We start from the raw sequence: 15775 nt of genomic DNA on the forward strand, positions 1-15775 counted from the left end.
GCTCAGGCCTCCGGCCCGTAGGCGGCGGTGAGGATGGCGGCCACGTCGTCGGGCGACACCGGCCGGGGGTTCGGGATCGGCAGCCGCGCCGCCACGATTCCGATGCCCTCCTGCAGCTGTGCGCGGGTGAGCCCGAGTTCGGCCAGCGTGCTCGGCGCATCGATGTCGGCGTAGAGCCGGCGCAGGCCGGTCACGGCGTCGTCGGCGTCGAGTGCCTGCGCCATCGCCTGTGCGTCGGAGGCGCCGAGCGCCGGGGCGTTGAAGGCCAGCACGTGCGGCAGCACCACGGCGTGGGTCTGCGCGTGGGGCAGGTCGAAGGCGCCGCCGAGCGCGTGGCAGATCTTGTGATGGAGTCCGGATCCGGCGACCGCGAACGAACTGCCGGCGAGGTAGGCGCCGTACAGCAGCGAGTCCTCGCCGTCGGCGGCCTCCGTGCCCTCGGCCCCGCTCGCGCGAGCGCGCATGCCGGCCGCCAGCGCGCGTATTCCCGCGGCGGCATGCAACGACGTGACCGGGTTCGCGCCGGGCCCCCAGAACGCCTCGACACAGTGCGCCATCGCATTCAGGCCCGAGGCGACCGCCATCCCGGCGGGAAGCGTCTGGGTGAGAGCGGGGTCGTAGACCACGGATGCCGGCAGCACGCGCAGATCGGTGCCGGTCTCCTTGCGGGCATCCGTCGTCAGACCCCAGACCGGGGTCATCTCCGATCCGGCGTAGGTGGTGGGCACGGCCACGATCGGAAGGCCCGACGTGAGTGCGACGATCTTGGCGGTGCCGGTGGTGGAGCCGCCGCCGATCGAGAGCAGGCCGTCGGCGCCGGCCGATGCCGCTGCCGCACGGGCGCTCTCCGCCACGGCGTTCGGCACATGCATCCGCACGCCGTCGAACACCGTCACGATGCGGTCGCGCACACCGGCGGTGAGCCGCTCGGCCAGGGCTGCCTCGCCCTCACCGGCCACGAGCATCACGCGCTCGAGCCCCAAGCGCTCGAGCTCGGAGGCGATCAGATCGGCGGCTCGGTCACGGCCGAAGGCCACGCGGCCGGGGAGTGCGGTATAGGAGAAGTCCAGCGTCATTGCGGAACGCCCTTTCCAGGGTCGAGGTGTCACCGTCTATTTTCATACTTGCGCATCGAAATTGGCGGTCTACTATGAGTAGTCAGTCCTATCGTATGACAATCTGAGTGCTGAACAAGAACTGATCAAAGGAGATCACCCATGACCTACGTCGCCGGCTCGCACCACGTCACCCTGTCGGTGGGCCACGCCCAGGAAGACGTCGACTTCCACACCAAGGTGCTCGGGATGCGCTTCATCAAGAAGACCGTGCTCTACGACGGTTCCGCGCCCGTCTACCACCTGTACTACTCCAACGCCAACGGCGATCCCTCGGCCGTCATCACCACCTTCCCCTGGGCGCAGGCCGGCCTCTACGGCACCCGCGGCACCAACCAGGCGCGCGAGGTGCTGCTCTCGGTGCCCGTCGGCTCGCTCGAGTTCTGGTCGAAGCGGCTCACCGAGCACGGCATCGACAACGGCTTCGCCGACGGCTTCGGCGCCCGCCGCCTGAACCTGGCGCACCCGTGCGGCATCGAGTACGTGCTGGTGGAGAACGCCGACGACCCGCGCGAGGGCTTCACCGGCAACGGCGTGGGCATCGAGAACGCGGTGCACGGAATCCACGGCGTGGGCATCCATGTCTACGACCACAACCGGATGGTGGACTTCGGCCAGGAGGCCTTCTTCGCCACCGGCGACATCCTGGAGGAGGGCGACCGCGCCCGCTTCCAGGTCGGCGAGGCCGCCTTCGGCAACTTCATCGAGCTCACCGGCAACCGCACCGACGAACAGGGCACCTGGCGCTACGGTGCCGGCGCGTACCACCACTTCGCCTGGAACATGGACACGCTGGAGAACCAGAACGAGGTGAAGTTCGACATCGAGGGTGCCGGCTACACCGACATCTCCGAGCTCAAGGACCGCACGTACTTCAAGTCGCACTACGTGCGCACCCCCGGCGGTGCGCTGTTCGAGCTCGCCGTGACGCACAACGAGGGCGGCTGGGACTGCGACGAGTCGCCCGAGGAGCTCGGCCGCGCGTTCATGCTGCCGCCTCAGTTCGAGACCGAGCGCGACTCGATCATGGCGAAGCTGGAGCCGATCGAGGCCTGAGCCCGCAGCGGGCCGATCCGTGCAGGGGTGCCGATTCGCTGGCAATGTCGCGAATCGGCACCGGCCGGGCCACCGGGGGCATACCCTTCGAACACCGGGCCACCGTGGCTCCGTCTGTCTGTATGGAGGATCACATGGCCGAGAAGACCCAGCGCAAGGCCGTCGCCAAACCGGCAGTACGCTCCCTCAAGGAGAAGCGCGCCGACAAGAAGGCCAAGGGCGACAAGCAGGACCACTCCGACGTGGTCTCCAACGTCAAGAAGAAGTAGCTCCCCGAGCCCCACCGTCGTGACGGGCCCGGATGCGCTCAACCGCGTCCGGGTACCGCCACGCCGTTCTCGTAAGCGAAGACGACTGCTTGGATGCGGTCGCGGAGTCCGAGCTTCTGCAGGATCTTCGACACGTGCGTCTTCACCGTGGCCTCGCCCACGTACAGCTCCGCCGCGATCTCGGCGTTCGAGCGTCCGGCCGCCAGCAGCTGCAGCACCTCGCGCTCGCGCTCGGTGAGGTCGTCGAGTGCCGCCGAGGCCGCGCGGTGCGATCCGTTCCCGGCGGATCCGGGTCCGGCTCCGGATGCCCCCGGCCCGGGTGATTCGAGCGATCCGGGCGTTCCGGATGCCCCGGACCCGGCGCCCGACGCGACGAAGCGCTCGATCACCCGCCGCGTCACATCCGGCGACAGCAGCGCGTCTCCGCGGGCGACGACCTGCACCGCCGCCACGAGGTCTTCGGGTGAGGAGTTCTTCAGCACGAAGCCGCTCGCCCCGGCCGAGAGCGCTTCGAAGAGGTAGTCGTCGCGGTCGAAGGTGGTGAGCACGAGGATGCCGGTGTCCACTCCCGCGGCGATCAGTTCGCGGGTGGCGGCGAGGCCGTCGAGCTCGGGCATCTGCACGTCCATGCACACCACGTCGGGGGCCAGTCGCGTCACGAGCTCGATCGCTTGGCGACCCGTAGCGGCCTCGCCCACCACCTCGATGCCGTCTTCGGACTCCAGGATGATGCGCAGCCCCACCCGCACCAGATCCTGATCGTCGGCGAGCACCACCCGGATGCTCTCGGAGTCGGTCGTGACGTCGGCGCCGGTCATGCCGGTGCTCCTGTCGGCGGGGTGTCGACGCAGCGCCGGGCGGCCGGCTCCAGGGGCAGCAGCGCCCGCACGCGGTAGCCCCCGCGGGGCTTCGGGCCGAGCTCGATCTCTCCGCCCACGGCCGCGACGCGCTCGCGCATGCCCACCTGCCCGAGGCCTGCGCCGTCCGGGCCCGGCGGGCGGCCGGATGCTGCGGAGCCCACTCCGGTGTCGCTGATCTCGACCTCGATGCCCGAGTCGAGGTAGCGCAGCCGCAGATCGGCCGAGGCACGCGGGCCGCCGTGTTTGCGCACGTTCGTGAGCGCCTCTTGGCTGATCCGGTACACGCTGAGCCCGATCACCGGTGGAACGGGCAGCGGCTGTCCGACGGTCGAGAACTCGACCGGGAGCCCGGCCGCCCGCGCGGATGCCACGAGCTCGTCGAGCTGCGCGATTCCGCGTGTGGAGGCGGCGCCGGCCGGCTCCGACACGTCGTCGTCACCGTCGCGGTTGCGCTCGCCGTTGCCGTCACCGTCGCCCTCGCGCAGGGCGCCGAGCATCCGGTGCAGCTCGTCCACGGCGTCGCGCGCGTTCGACTCCACGGCCTCCAGCGACTCGCGGATGCGCGGGTCGGCCGGTCCCTCGGGCGTGGCCTTCGCGAGCATCCGCCGGGCCGCCCCGGCCTGCAGCCCCATCACCGACACGTGGTGCGCCACCACGTCGTGCAGCTCGCGCGCGATCCGCACCCGCTCGAGGGCCACGGCCTGACGGCCGCTGACCTCCCGCTGCAACTCGAGTTCACGGGTGCGTTCGATCAGGGCCTCGCGCTGGCGGGCCGAGTTCCACGAAGCGTTGCCGAACACGAAGGCGGCGCCGAAGTAGAGCAGGTTGGTGAGGATCGTGATCAGGCCGATCGACACGAACTGCGACAGCACGCCCTCGTGCGACACCGTGGGCTGGGCGCCCGGGTTGAGCGCCTGGTAGATCAGCACGCCGATCAGCCAGACCCCCATTCCGGTGGCGATCACGATGCGCACCGCCGTCGCGAGCATCCGGTTTCGGCCCCAAGCGCCCACCGAGTACAGGGCGAGGAAGAGGCAGATGTTGGCGAACAGCGTCTCGGTGATGCCGGAGTACTGACCGACGACGAAGGTGACGGAGATGACGAGCGCGACGAGCTCGGGCAGGCGGCGGCGGAACGCCAGTGAGCCGGCCATCAGCACCGACCAGCCCAGTGCGACCGGCCACGGGGCGTGATCCTGGGCCGCGGCGCCGGCGTAGAGCATCGTGCTCGCGAAGGCGGCGACCGTGAGCACCGCGGCCACGACGGCATCGCGCCGGTAGCCGGCGCCGTCGGGGCGCGGGCGCATCCAGTCGTCGTTGCGGCTCATGCGTCCACGCTACCCACGCCGGGGCGGCGTGCCATCCGTCTCGCGGGGGAGTGGTAGCCCCGCGCCTTCGTTTCGGACGGCGTCAGGGTCGGGAGGGGAGGCGGATGCGCGCGCCGTTCAGGTCGGCGGCCGGGCGCTGCCAGAGGCCGAGCACGGCGGTGGCGAGGTCGCGCACGTCGGTGAAGCCGGCGAAGGTCTTCTCGGGGGACGCGTCGCGCATCCGCTCGTCGACCAGGGCCTTCACGACGAAGATCGTGGCGGCAGCGCCCCCGCCTGAAGCCTGGCTCTCCGACTCGGCGTCCCGGCGGAAGCCGTCGGCGACCGAGCGCATCCACGATTCGGAGGCCGCCTTGGCTGCGGTGTAACTGGCTCCGGATGCCGTGGGCGCCTCGACCGAGACCGACGAGACGAACGCCACCCGGCCCGCCGGCGACGCCAGAAGAGCCGGGTAGAACGCCCGCGTGGTGCTGCGCAGGGTGCGGAACGAGCGTTCCATCGCCGCCCAGCCCTCCTCGCTCTGGCCCGGGATGCCGGCGCCGCCGACCCAGCCGCCCACGAGGTGGATGAGGCCGTCGATGCCCCCGCCGGCGCCGAGGCGCGCGGCCAGGGCGTCGACGGCTGCGGTGTCGGCCAGGTCGCAGACCTCGGGGGTGATGCCCGGGGCGCGTCGCTCGAGCTCGGCCAGGCGGCCGGCGTCGGAGCCGACGGCCACCACGTCGGCTCCGGCCTCGAGCAGGGCCGCGCAGACCGCTGTGCCGGAGGCGCTGGTCGCCCCCGCCACCACGATCCGGCGGCCGGTGACGTCGGGGCTCACGCCCGTGCCCGCCCCCGCGTCAGTCACGACCGGTGATCCCGGCCGTCGACTCGATCACGGGGCGCATCTTCTTCTCCAGCGCCTCGTAGAACATCGACAGCGGGAACTCGTCGTCGAGCACGGCGTCGGTGAGCCCGCGCGGCGGCCCGTCCAGCGGCAGTGCGTCGACCCCGCGGGCCCACACGCTCGCGGGGTTCGGCGTGACCGTGCTCGTGACCAGCGCGTAGGCGGCCAGCCAGTGCGCGGTCTTCGGGCGGTCGATCGACCGCCAGTACAGCTCGTCGATGGCGTCGCTCAGCGCGAGCACGGCATCCGCCACCTCGGGCCAGTCGATGCGCAGCTTGGTGTCGGTCCAGTGCAGCACGCCGCGCTGGTGCAGCCAGGCGAACAGCAGCTGGCCGCCCAGCCCGTCGTAGTTGCGCACCCGCGATCCGGTGATCGCGAAGCGGAAGATGCGGTCGAACAGCACGGCGTACTGCACGAGCTTCGCGTGGTCGAGCAGTTCGGCGTCGGCCGGGGTGCGCTCCGGGCTGCTGCCGGGCGTGGCATCCGCCACACCAGGAGCATCCGCCACACCAGGAGCATCGGGGGCGCTCAGCCGGCGCTCGATGCGCACGGCCTCGCGGAACGCCGTGAGGTCGCAGCGCAGCTCTTCGAGCGAGTACAGGAAGTAGGGCATCCGCTGCTTGATCATGAACGGATCGAACGGCAGGTCGCCACGCATGTGCGTTCGATCGTGGATGAGGTCCCACATCACGAAGGTGCGTTCGGTGAGCTCTTGGCTCTCGAGCAGGCGCACGGCGTCGTCGGGCAGCTCGAGCCGGGTGACGGATGCCGCCTCCCGCAGCACCCGGCGAAAACGCGCGGCCTCGCGATCGGCGAAGATCGCGCCCCAGGTGTAGGCCGGGATGCTCGACGTGGCCACCGACTCGGGGAACAGCACGGCCGAGTTGGTGTCGTAGCCGGCCGTGAAGTCGAGGAAGCGGATCGGCACGAAGAGCGCGTTCGAGTAGTCGCCGGCCTCCAGGCCCGCGATGAAGTCGGGCCAGATGACCTCCACCAGCACCGCCTCGACGTGCCGGTCGGTGCTGCCGTTCTGCGTGTACATCGGGAACAGCACGAGGTGCTGCATCCCGTCGGCGCGATGCGACTCGGGGTGGAAGGCGACCAGGGAGGCGAGGAAGTCGGGGATGCCGAAGTCGCCGTCGGCCCAGCGCGCGAGGTCGTCGCGCACGGCGTCGAGGTAGTCGCGGTCGTGCGGGAAGCGCGGGGCGAGGGCGCGGACGGCCTCGGCGATCGTGGCGACGTGCTCGCGGGCGGCCGGGTGGTCGACCGGGTCGGGCACCGATCCGTCTTTCACCTGCAGGGGCTGGAGGGCGGCGACGGCGCCTTTCAGGGCGAGCCAGTGCGGCGACTCCTCCACGGCGCCGGTGATCGCGGCGGCGTCTTCGACGACCTCGGGTTCTCCGATGATGGACTCGGCGCGGGTGGCGGCGTGAGTGCTGGTGCGGGGGTGTGCGGACATGGTGGAACCTCCAATCGATCGTCTCGTCCAGGCTACGTGCAAGGGATTCGCGCTTCTTTGACCTGTGCGGTGTTCTCGTGCGTCTTGTCCCGGCGCCCGCGCGGATTCCCGTCGTCGGTTTGGCTCTAGCGCATCCGGCGCCTGAGGTGCATTGTTAATGAGCAAGACTCAGTTACCATCCTCGAAGGAGATCGATCATGTTTCATGCTCCACGCCGATCCGCCACCGGGCTCCGAGCCCGCGCCGCGACGATCGCGACCGCCACGGCCGTCGCAGCCGGTTTCGTGCTCGTCCCCTCCGCGGCGCACGCGGCCACCCCGACCGCCACGAACGACGCCTACTCGGTGGGCGCCGATTCGGTCTTCACCACGGCCGCCGGGCTCGGCGTGCTGGCCAACGACCTCGGGCTCGACGTCTCGGCCCTGGTGCAGGTGCAGGGTGCGCCCACCCACGGCACGCTCGGCGCGATCGGCGCCGGCGGGGTCTTCACCTACACGCCCGCCGCCGGCTACGTGGGTGTCGACGTGTTCACGTACTGCATCGCGCTGCCCGTGGTCGGCTGCGTGAGCGCGAACGCCACGGTCACGCTCACCGTCGCCGGCACGGTCGAGCGCATCGGCGGCGCCGACCGCTACGCCGTCTCGGCCAACGTCTCGGCCGCGAAGTTCGCACCGAACGTCCCCGTCGCCTACATCGCCTCGGGTGAGGTGTTCCCGGATGCCCTCTCGGCCTCGGCGTCGGCCGGGGCCAAGGGCGGCCCGGTGCTGCTGGTCTCCAAGGGGGCCATCTCCGATGTCGTAGGGCTCGAACTCGCGCGATTGAAGCCGCAGAAGATCGTCGTGATCGGCGGCCCGAACACCATCGACGCCTCCGTCGAGGCGGCGCTGCAGGGCTACGCACCCGCCGGCGCCGTCTCGCGCATCGGTGGCATCGACCGCTATGCCGTGTCCGCAGGCATCTCCAAAGCGACCTACACCGGGGCGACCGATCCCGGAGTGCCGGTCGCCTACGTCGCGTCCGGCGAGGTGTTCCCGGATGCACTGTCCGGTTCCGCCGCGGCCGGCCTCAAAGGCGGCCCGGTGCTGCTGGCATCGAAGGACGTGCTCCCCGCGGTCGTGGCGGCCGAGCTGGCGCGGATCGCACCCGCCAGGATCGTGATGCTGGGCGGGACGAACAGCCTCTCGGCCACGGTCGAGACGTCGCTGAAGGCGATCGCGCCGACGACCCGCATCGCGGGTGCCGACCGCTTCGACGTCTCGGCTGCCGTCTCCGCCAGCGCGTTCCCGGTTCCGGGCACGCGCACGGTGTACGTGGCCTCGGGGGCGGTGTTCCCGGATGCCCTCTCCGGCTCCGCCGCGGCGATCAAGGGTCAGTCCCCGGTGCTGCTGGTCACGAAAGATGCGATCCCGACCGTGATCGGCGCCGAACTCGACCGCATCGCCCCAACGCGCATCGTGGTGCTCGGCGGCCCCAACACGATCTCCGATGCCATGATCGAGCTGCTGCGGGCGCACCTGCAGACGAAGCTCACGCGTTAGGCCGCGCCGTGATTCCGGCCGGGCCCCGCGCGGCCCGGCCGGAGCTCCCGGGTACCCGCAGGTACCATGGAGCCGATGGAGAAGCAGACGGCGGCGCCGACCACGAGCAAGGCGGCACGGCCCGACCACTTCCTCCCGCACCTGCAGGGCCTCCGCGCGATCGCCGTGCTGCTGGTGGTCGTCTACCACTTCTGGCCCGGCCGGCTCACCGGCGGCTACATCGGCGTCGACGTGTTCTTCGTGATCTCCGGCTTCCTGATCACCCAGCAGCTCACCCGCCAGCTCGAACGCACCGACCGCATCGCGCTGCCGAGCTTCTACGCCAAGCGCGCCCGGCGACTGCTGCCCGCCGCGCTGGTCGTGCTCGTCTTCGCCAGCCTGGCGACGCTGTTCATCATGCCGCTCTCGGCGCTCACCGAGAACGTGCGCGAGATCCTCGCCTCCACCTTCTACGTCGAGAACTGGGTGCTCGCGGCGAATTCGGTCGACTACCTCGCCGCCGCCAACGAGGCCAGCCTCGTGCAGCACTACTGGTCGCTGTCGCTGGAAGAGCAGTTCTACCTCTTCTGGCCGGTGCTGCTGCTCGGAGCATCCGTCTTCGCCGTGCGCGTGCTGAAGAAGCGCAAGTGGGTGGGCCTGATCGCCGTTCTGGCGATCGTGGGCGTCGTCTCGTTCGTGCTGTCGATCGTGTTCACGGCCACCGACCCGGCGGCCGCCTACTTCGTGACCTACACGCGGGTGTGGGAATTCGCGGTGGGCGGTGCGCTCGCGCTGCTGCCGAGGCTGCGGCCCACCACGGCCTGGCTCTCGAACCTGCTGGGATACGGCGGCATCGTCGTGGTGCTCGCCTGCGGCTACTTCTTCACCGCCTCCACCCCGTTCCCGGGTTACATGGCCGCCATCCCGGTGCTCGGCACCGCCGCCATCATCGTGGCGCACCACCGCGAGAAGCCGTGGGATGCGGGCCGGGTGCTCAGCTTCCGCCCGGTGAGCTTCATCGGCGACATCTCGTACTCCCTCTACCTCTGGCACTGGCCGCTGATCGTGATCGCGCCCTACATCCCGGGCTGGGGCCTCTCCACCGCGCACCGCCTGGCGCTGTTCGCGTTCTGCTTCGTGCTCGCCTGGCTCACCAAGCGCTTCATCGAAGACCCGGCACGTCAGTGGCGCTTCTTCACGGTGCGCCGGCCCCGCACGACCCTGCTCGCGGTCGTCGCCGCGATGGCCGTCTCGACCCTGTTCGTCGGCACCGCCTGGGCCGTGCAGCAGCCCAAGTACGACGCCGAGGCGAGCCAGCTGGCGTCGACCCTCGCGGATCCGCCGGCCTGCTTCGGTGCGGCCTCCGGGCCGACCGACGGGCTCGCGCCGATCGACCCGCTCTGTGTGAATCCTGCGCTCGCCGGCGAGATCATCCCGAGTCCCGGATTCGGCAACGCCGACCGTCCCGAGCATCCGGAGTGCCTGTCGACCTTGAACGACGCCAGCGTGCGCGACTGCGAGTTCGGCAGCGAGGAGGCGGATGCTCCGCAGGTCGCGCTGATCGGCGACAGCCACGCCTACGCGCTGATGGATCCGTTCATCGCCATGGCCGAGCAGAACGGCTGGCACCTCACCACGTACCTCAAGGGCGGCTGCCCCTGGACGACGGCGCCGCTGGCCGCCCGTGACGCCTTCGCCGTCTCGTGCGACACCTGGCGTGCCTCGCTCACGGCCGAGCTCGCCTCGCACGAGCCGTTCGACGCGGTGTTCACCGCAGCGCTGACCGACCGCAACGTGCCGGGCACGGCCGACGACGAGGAGGCCGCGGCCCAGGGGTACAGCGCCGCGTGGGCTCAGCTGCTCGACGTCGGCACGCCGATCGTCACCGTGGTCGACAACCCGGCATGGGAGGACGACCCGAACAAGTGCCTGCGCATCTCGGATGCGGCCGACTGCACCGAGCCGCGCGACGAGGGACTGGCCGAGTCGGATCCGATCGCCCTCGCCGCGACCGCCGCTCGGTCGGAGGGGCTGGACGTGACACTGCTCGACTTCAGCGACACCTACTGCACGGCCACCGAGTGCTCGGCCGTCGTCGGCGGTGCGAACGTGTACCGAGATCCCGACCACCTCACGCGCACCTTCGCGTTCACCCTGCAGCCCTTCCTAGAGCGGGCGATGAGCGCCGCGCTCGCGCGATGACCCCGCGCGACAGGGACACCCCGGGGAAGGGGTGCGGATGCTCGGGGTGCTGATCGGGTTCGGCATCATCGGGTTCGTCATCCTGGTGGGGTACGGGGTGCAGCGGGCGGGCATCCTGCCTCCGGATGCGCGACTGGTGCTGAACCGGGTGGCCTTCTTCGTGGCGACGCCGGCGTTGCTGTTCACGGTGCTCGCCCGCTCGCATCCGGCGGTCGTGTTCTCCGAGGCGATGCTCGTGACGCTCTGCTCGGTCGTGGTGTCGGTGGCGCTGTTCGTGCTCGTCTCGCGCATCTGGTTCCGGCGGGGCGTGGCCGACACCACCGTGGGCGCCGCGGCCTCGGCCTACGTCAACGCGAACAACATCGGGCTCCCGGTGGCCAGCTACGTGCTCGGCAACCCGCAGCTCGTGGTGCCCGTGCTGCTGCTGCAGCTCGTGGTGCTGGCGCCGATCGTGCTGACCACGCTCGACATCTCGACCCACGGCAAGGCCTCCGTGGGGTCGATCCTGAGCCAGCCGCTGCGCAATCCGATGATCATCGCCTCGCTCACCGGACTCGTGATCGCGCTGCTCGGCGTCACGGTGCCCGACCCGGTGATGGCCCCGTTCGAGCTGATCGGCGGCGCCGCCGTGCCGCTCGTGCTGCTGGCGTTCGGCATGTCCCTCGTGGGGCAGCGGCCGCTGCAGGCCGGCAGCGGGCGGATCGACATCGTCGTGGCGACCGCGATCAAGCTCGCGGTGATGCCGCTGGTGGCGTTCCTGCTGGCCCGGTTCGTGTTCGTGCTGCCGGCCGAGGACGTGTTCGGCGTGGTGGCGCTCGCGGCCCTGCCGACCGCCCAGAACATCTACAACTTCGCCTCGCGCTACCAGCGCGGCGTCGTGCTCGCGCGCGACACGGTGCTGCTCACGACGATCGGCTCGGTGCCCATCCTCGTGCTCGTCGCCGCGCTGCTCGCGGTCTGACGCTCCCCGCCACCCCCCGCTCGAGGAGGGCGGCGGGTCAGGGGAGGCGGTCGAGGGACTGGCGGGCGCGGGTGGCGGCGCGACGGGCGGCGTCGGAGGCGCGAGCGGCGGCCTGACGCTCGCGGCGCAGGGCGGCTCCCGCCGTCTTCGCCTCGGTGACCGCATCCTGCAGCTCGTCGAGCTCGCGGCGGAGGCGGCGCAGGTCGCCCGTGAGGCGCTCGTGTTCGTCGTGGTTGTGCCGGATGCGCGACTCCAGCTCGGCGAGGGCGGCGGCGGCGTCATCGGCGTGTTGCTGCGCGGCATCGGCATCGCGCTGGGCGGACTCGCGAGCGCGGGCCCGATCGCGTTCGCGTTCGGCCGCGCGGGTGGCCGCCGCAGACGTCGCCGAGCCCGAGTGCGCAGGCGATGGAGCCGAGGACTGCGCGCCCGGCGTGCTCCTCGCGCTCGCCGACCGGCCACCCGAGTCTGCCGCGGCGGCGAGTGGCGGCACGGCGGCCACGGCGACGGCCATCGAGCCGGCCAGCTCCGCCGGGTCGATGCCGTCGGCCGTCAGGGTGCGCACCAGCAGGCCGCTGCGCACGGCTGCCGCGGCTGTGGAATCCGAGACCGCTGCCTGGAACGTGGTCTGAACGGCGGCGACGGCGGCTTCCGACACGGCCACCTCCGCCTCGTCGCCGACCTCCCGGGCGGCCCGGCCGATGCCGGCCAGCAGTCTGTGCCGCTCGCGGCCGAGCGCCTGCAGCGCCTCGCGGTCGAGGTCGGCGCTGGCCGCGCGCATCCGCTCGCCCAGCTTGAGCACCGCGTCGACCTCGTCGGGCCGTTCGCGCACCAGCGCGTTCACGGCCCAGGCGGCCACCGAGGGCTTGCGCAGTGCCCGGATGCGGGTGGCCAGCGCCCGGTCCCCGGTGTCGAGGGCGCCGGATGCCTCGGCCGTGCGGGCGGCCAGGAACTCGCCCGGCGTCACCCCGTACAGCACGCGGGCCACCTCGGTGAGCGACCGCATCCGCACCACCTCCACCCCGCCCCGGCACCGCGCCGCGGGCCCGCAGCGTCGTCTTGCCACGAGCCTACGGTGCACGCGCCGACCGGGGAGGCGGTGGGAGGGGGGGAGAGGCGGGGGCGCCTAGTGCGTCAGCACCACACGCCCCACGTTCTCGGCCGACTCCACGTAGTGGTGCGCATCCGGAGCCCGCTCGATCGGGAACACCGCGTCGACCACGGTGCGGAACCCGCGCTCGGCCTCGCGCCAGAGCGCTTCGACGGTCTCGGGGGTGCCCGTGCGCACACCGATCACGCGGATGCCCGTCGTGTAGGTGCGCTGCAGGTTCAGCGGCACGGTGTGGCCGAGGAAGGCCCCCGACGACACCACGGCGCCGCCCGGCCGGAGCACGTCGAAGCCGTGCTCCCACACGAGGGGCGCACCGAGGTTGTCGACCAGCACGTGCGCCCCGTCGCCGCCGAAGGCCTCCCGGGCCTGGGCCGCGAACCGCTCGTCGACGGCGTCGAAGACGTGCTCGAAGCCGAGCTCCCGCAGCCGGGCGCGCTTGCTCTCGTGCCGCGACGACACCACCACGGTGGCGCCGAGGTGCTTGGCGAGCATCGCGGTGGTGGCGCCCAGCCCGCTCGTGGCGCCCTGCACGATCACGTTCGAGCCGGGCCCGACACCGCCGGCGCGCTCGAACTGGTTCACGGCCACCGGCCCGACGCCCACGATCGAGGCGGCCATCACGGGGTCGATGTCGGCCGGCGCCACGTGCACGTTGCGTGCCGGCACCACCACGTAGCGGCCGTAGGCCCCGGGGCGGTGGGTGCCGAGGATCTCGACCAGCGGCGAGATGTCGCCGTACCCCGAGCGCGTGAACTCGTCCTCACCCGTGAGGAAGACGTGGAACGTGCCCACGTGGTCGCCCACGGAGACGTTCGTCACGCCATCGCCCACCTCGGCGATGGTGCCGGCATGATCGGCCCCGAGGATGTGCGGGAAGCGGAATTTCGCATACGGATGCTTGCCCGACCGCGCGAGCAGATCGAGCAGCCGCCCCACGCTCACCGCGCCCACCCGCACGAGCACCTCTCCCGGCCCCGGATGCGGCGTGGGCACGGTCTCGGTGTGCAGCACCTCGGGCGGCCCGAACTCGCGGAACAGCATCGCGGGCATCTCGTCGGGCACCCCGCCCGAGACATCCGGCCAGTCGATCGTGTGCGGCGCGTGCGACGCGCCCTGGACGGCGCTCATCGGGCACCCGCGATCGTGGTCTCGAGCCGGCCGAGGCCCTCGATGCCGGTCACCACGACGTCGCCGTCGTGCAGGAACGTCTTGCGCGGCATCCCCACCCCCGCCGGGGTTCCGGTGAGGATGACGTCGCCCGGTTCGAGGGTGAGCGTGCGGCTCACCGCGGCGATGAGCTCGTACACCCCCACCACCATGTCGGCGGTCGAGGAGTTCTGCTTGCTCTCGCCGTTGACGCTCAGCCAGATCGGCAACTGCTGCGGATCCGGGATCTGCCAGGCCGGCACGATGCCCGGCCCCAGCGGGCAGGATCCGTCGAACGCCTTGTGCTTCAGCCAGTCGAAGGCGAACGGCGGGAACACCGCGTTCGGCCGCGGGAAGAAGCCGCGGGCCGAGAGGTCGTTCGCCACGGCGTACCCGAACACGTGAGCGGGCGCCTCCTCGGCCGTGAGGTCACGGCACCGGTCGGCGATCACGACCGCGAGTTCGGCCTCCCAGTCGAGATCGGCCTCCTCCAGGCGCGACACCGTCACCACCGCGCCCGGACCCACGATCGTGGTGGTGGGCGGCTTCAAGAAGAAGAACGGGCTCTCGTCGGGGTCGGGGCGGGCGGTGCCCATCTCGGCGGCGTGGTCGTAGTAGTTCGCGCCGGCGCACAGCAGCTTGCGCGGGAAGGTGAGCGGTGCCAGCAGCGCGGCTCCCGGCACCTCGTCGAGGTCGTCGACCACGAGCGTGCGCAGGCGCTCGCTCCAGGACTCTCCCGCCTCGATCAGCTCGAGGGTGCTGCTCGGCCAGCCGGCCGGCAGGGCGTGGACCGTGTCGCCACGCAGCACGCCCAGACGGGCGTCGGATGCGGGCGCGCTCGTGTACTGGGCCAGTGCCCAGGTCTGCTCGCTCACGGTCAGTGCTCGATGAGAGCGGGATTGATGGGACCCCAGCTGTTGACGGCCACCAGGTCGACCTCCCAGGTCTTCGGATACTGCGGGAAGTCGGTGTGCCACGGCCGCGGCTCGAAGTAGCCCTTCGCCTCGTCGTGGATGATGTCGAGCTGGGTGAACAGCTCGATCGTGTTGCCGTCGGGATCCTTGTGGTACGTGAAGATGTTGTGGCCGGCGCCGTGGCGGCCCGGCCCCCACTCGAGGCGGTAGTCCTCGTGCGCGAGGTGGTCGAGCATGGTCTGCAGGTGGTTGAGGTCGCGCATCTCGTAGGCGATGTGGTGCATGCCCGAGAACGACTTCGACGCCATGAAGTTCGCGGCGTGGTGGTCGGAGTTGCAGCGCAGGAACACGAAGAAGTCGCCGATCGTGTCCGACCACTTGAAGCCGAGCAGGCTCTGGTAGAAGTCCTGCATCGGTGCGAGCTCGGGCGTGAACGAGGCCACGTGGCCGAGCTTGGTGGGCCGCAGCGTGCTGTCGTCGGGGCCCACACCACTGCGCGGCTGCTGGTCGAAGAGGTGGATGTCGGTGCCCGTCATCGGCTCGGCGAGCACCAGCACGTCGGGCATGCCCGGTGCGATGTCGCTGCGGCGCTCCACGGCGTAGCCGGCATCCCCCAGCCGCCGCTCGGCGTCGGCGAGGTCTTCGAAGATCTCGTAGCCCACGCTCGTGCGCGGCTTGTGCTCGCCCCGGCGCAGAACCACGGCGTGGTGATCGAACGAAGGGGTGAGGTAGACCTCGTCGGCCGTGCGATCGACCTCGACGAAGTCGAGCACGCGCGTGTAGTAATCGGCGAGCCGATCCAGGTCGTGGGTCTGGAACTCGACGTAGCCGAGCTTGGAGACGGAGACCGGTGTTTCCGGACGGGGGGCTGTCATGCGCGTAGTTCCTCTCACTTGCACGTCATCGTGGACTCTGAGTGGCGTTCGAACTCAGTGCCGAGTGTATGCACTCCGGCTCGAA

14 protein-coding genes are annotated in these 15775 nt (G+C 71.1%); 5 read left to right on the forward strand and 9 right to left on the reverse strand.

Annotated elements, in window-relative coordinates; all coding sequences use genetic code 11:
- Positions 1–2: 2 nt before the first annotated feature.
- On the reverse strand, positions 3–1076 hold the full coding sequence (locus Q0D75_RS10585; RefSeq protein WP_291052929.1) for a maleylacetate reductase: 1074 nt from the start codon (positions 1074–1076) through the stop codon (positions 3–5).
- Between the two features lie 141 nt (positions 1077–1217).
- Here Q0D75_RS10585 and Q0D75_RS10590 point away from each other — a divergent pair, with 141 nt between their 5' ends.
- Both Q0D75_RS10590 and Q0D75_RS10595 read left to right on the forward strand, forming a co-directional pair.
- Positions 1218–2171: a VOC family protein gene (locus Q0D75_RS10590; protein WP_291052931.1), complete on the forward strand. Its 954-nt coding sequence runs from the start codon at positions 1218–1220 to the stop codon at positions 2169–2171.
- Positions 2172–2305: 134 nt separating this feature from the next.
- The gene (locus Q0D75_RS10595) at positions 2306–2440 is read left to right on the forward strand and encodes a hypothetical protein (protein WP_291052934.1); all 135 of its coding nucleotides are present in this window, start codon (positions 2306–2308) and stop codon (positions 2438–2440) included.
- Between the two features lie 38 nt (positions 2441–2478).
- On the opposite strand, the gene Q0D75_RS10600 is transcribed toward Q0D75_RS10595, so the two are convergent.
- The 4 genes from Q0D75_RS10600 to Q0D75_RS10615 all read right to left on the reverse strand — a co-directional run bounded on the left by Q0D75_RS10600 (position 2479) and on the right by Q0D75_RS10615 (position 6967).
- On the reverse strand, positions 2479–3258 hold the full coding sequence (locus tag Q0D75_RS10600) for a response regulator transcription factor (protein WP_291052937.1): 780 nt from the start codon (positions 3256–3258) through the stop codon (positions 2479–2481).
- A complete protein-coding gene (locus Q0D75_RS10605) occupies positions 3255–4628 on the reverse strand; it encodes a sensor histidine kinase (protein WP_291052940.1) in 1374 nt (457 codons plus the stop codon). Before Q0D75_RS10605 ends, Q0D75_RS10600 begins: the two co-directional genes overlap by 4 nt.
- Positions 4629–4710: 82 nt before the next feature.
- Complete coding sequence (locus tag Q0D75_RS10610) at positions 4711–5469, reverse strand: SDR family NAD(P)-dependent oxidoreductase (RefSeq protein ID WP_291052942.1); 759 nt, start codon at positions 5467–5469, stop codon at positions 4711–4713.
- Positions 5462–6967 (reverse strand): DUF6421 family protein, encoded by a 1506-nt coding sequence (locus Q0D75_RS10615; RefSeq protein WP_291052945.1) that lies wholly within the window; start codon positions 6965–6967, stop codon positions 5462–5464. The genes Q0D75_RS10610 and Q0D75_RS10615 overlap by 8 nt, the downstream gene beginning before the upstream one ends.
- A 197-nt stretch (positions 6968–7164) precedes the next feature.
- Here Q0D75_RS10615 and Q0D75_RS10620 point away from each other — a divergent pair, with 197 nt between their 5' ends.
- The 3 genes from Q0D75_RS10620 (at position 7165) to Q0D75_RS10630 (ending at position 11647) form a co-directional block, all read left to right on the forward strand.
- Positions 7165–8505: a cell wall-binding repeat-containing protein gene (locus Q0D75_RS10620; protein WP_291052948.1), complete on the forward strand. Its 1341-nt coding sequence runs from the start codon at positions 7165–7167 to the stop codon at positions 8503–8505.
- A gap of 75 nt (positions 8506–8580) precedes the next feature.
- Positions 8581–10686: an acyltransferase family protein gene (locus Q0D75_RS10625; RefSeq protein WP_291052951.1), complete on the forward strand. Its 2106-nt coding sequence runs from the start codon at positions 8581–8583 to the stop codon at positions 10684–10686.
- Between the two features lie 37 nt (positions 10687–10723).
- On the forward strand, positions 10724–11647 hold the full coding sequence (locus Q0D75_RS10630) for an AEC family transporter (RefSeq protein ID WP_291052954.1): 924 nt from the start codon (positions 10724–10726) through the stop codon (positions 11645–11647).
- 37 nt (positions 11648–11684) lie between these two features.
- Here Q0D75_RS10630 and Q0D75_RS10635 read toward each other — a convergent pair whose 3' ends face one another.
- The 4 genes from Q0D75_RS10635 to Q0D75_RS10650 form a co-directional block, all read right to left on the reverse strand.
- Positions 11685–12650, reverse strand: a complete 966-nt coding sequence (locus Q0D75_RS10635; protein WP_291052957.1) for a hypothetical protein — start codon at positions 12648–12650, stop codon at positions 11685–11687.
- Between the two features lie 120 nt (positions 12651–12770).
- A complete protein-coding gene (locus Q0D75_RS10640) occupies positions 12771–13883 on the reverse strand; it encodes a zinc-binding dehydrogenase (RefSeq protein WP_291052961.1) in 1113 nt (370 codons plus the stop codon).
- On the reverse strand, positions 13880–14776 hold the full coding sequence (locus Q0D75_RS10645) for a fumarylacetoacetate hydrolase family protein (protein WP_291052963.1): 897 nt from the start codon (positions 14774–14776) through the stop codon (positions 13880–13882). Before Q0D75_RS10645 ends, Q0D75_RS10640 begins: the two co-directional genes overlap by 4 nt.
- Before the next feature lie 2 nt (positions 14777–14778).
- The gene (locus tag Q0D75_RS10650; RefSeq protein WP_291052965.1) at positions 14779–15690 is read right to left on the reverse strand and encodes a VOC family protein; all 912 of its coding nucleotides are present in this window, start codon (positions 15688–15690) and stop codon (positions 14779–14781) included.
- Positions 15691–15775: the final 85 nt, after the last annotated feature.

The sequence above is a fragment of the Herbiconiux sp. genome, assembly GCF_023264855.1.
In the GTDB taxonomy this organism is placed as follows: domain Bacteria; phylum Actinomycetota; class Actinomycetes; order Actinomycetales; family Microbacteriaceae; genus Herbiconiux.